2 protein-coding genes are annotated in these 1,159 nt (G+C 68.1%); one reads left to right on the top strand and one right to left on the bottom strand.

The features are described 5' to 3' along the window. On the bottom strand, positions 1-470 hold a 470-nt coding region (locus JMF90_RS37965), incomplete at its 3' end, for a peptide-binding protein (protein WP_201326431.1). Between the two features lie 346 nt (positions 471-816). On the opposite strand from JMF90_RS37965, the gene JMF90_RS37960 reads away from it, so the two are divergent. Beyond that, the coding region (locus JMF90_RS37960) for a bile acid:sodium symporter (RefSeq protein WP_201326430.1) at positions 817-1,159 on the top strand (343 nt) is incomplete at its 3' end.

The raw sequence follows: 1,159 nt of genomic DNA, 5'->3' as shown, positions 1-1,159 counted from the left end.
AAAGAAGGTGAGTGTGCAGGCTCTTCCTGCGAGCGGGGCGGCGGCATCGGGCGACCGCCGCGCTCCTCGTTGTAGCGGGCGACGTCGGCGCGGATCGAACCGGCCCGCAGCGGGACGTTGCCGCCGCCCGGCGGGCGCGGCATCTGGCGGACTTCGGCGCTGATCGGCCGATACGGGCTTTGCGCGGCGTAATGGCCGTACGACGGCGTCGGGCGCAGCCCCCAGCGGGAGCCCGAGCCGTTCACGCCGCCGGGACGCACGCCGGCAGGCGGCGCAGCGCGGCGCCAGATGGGACCCGCGCCGGGGCCGCCGGCCTGCTGGCCGTACGCGCGCATGTCGCCGCCGCCGAAGCCGTGCCCCCCGAACCCGTGACCGCCATGGGGCGGCTGGGCGAGCGCAAGCGGCATCAGCAGCGCGCCGAGCACGCCTGCCACCCATCGTCCGATCTTCCGTTTCACCCGTTCCGTCATCGTTCCGTGCCCATCGACGCCCGCCGTCGGTTCCTTTCGGCCGACCCAAGGCTTTCAGCAGTAATTTATGGGTGGGGGGAAAGAGTGTCGAGCCAAAAAGTGTTATGTCGCCGGCATCGGTGTAACACCATGTTACTGCTAGGTTTTTTCGCTTCGGCGGGCGGTCGCGACAGAACATTCTTCTGCCGTTTCGAGTGCGGCCGGGCAACTGTGGTAGCCGCCATCTCATGCAATCGGTTCATCAATCGATTCGCACAATGAATTTGTGTAGTGAATCGCCAACCGGGACAATAACGCCATCCGCGCGCGCGACGCGCACCTTCGCCATTTTCGAATCGAGTTCCCGATGGCCCGTCCCCGTTTTCTGCCCGACAACTTCACGCTCGCGCTCGTCGGCACCGTCGTGCTCGCGAGCCTGCTGCCCTGCCGCGGCCCGGCCGCCCATGCGTTCAACTGGGCGACCAACCTCGCCGTCGGCCTGCTGTTCTTCCTGCACGGCGCCAAACTGTCGCGCGAAGCCGTCGTTGCCGGCGCGACGCACTGGCGGCTGCACGCGGTCGTGCTGCTCAGCACGTTCGCGCTGTTTCCGCTGCTCGGCCTCGCGCTGAAACCCGTGCTGCAGCCGCTCGTCACGCCGACGCTGTATGCGGGCGTGCTGTTCCTGTGCACGCTGCCGTCGACGGTCCAGT

The sequence above is a fragment of the Burkholderia sp. E168m23 genome (assembly GCF_016586125.1).
GTDB classification, from domain to species: Bacteria; Pseudomonadota; Gammaproteobacteria; order Burkholderiales; family Burkholderiaceae; genus Burkholderia; species Burkholderia orbicola.
Note: the sequence above shows the minus strand (reverse complement) of the source record. Positions and strands in the feature narration are given on the sequence as shown.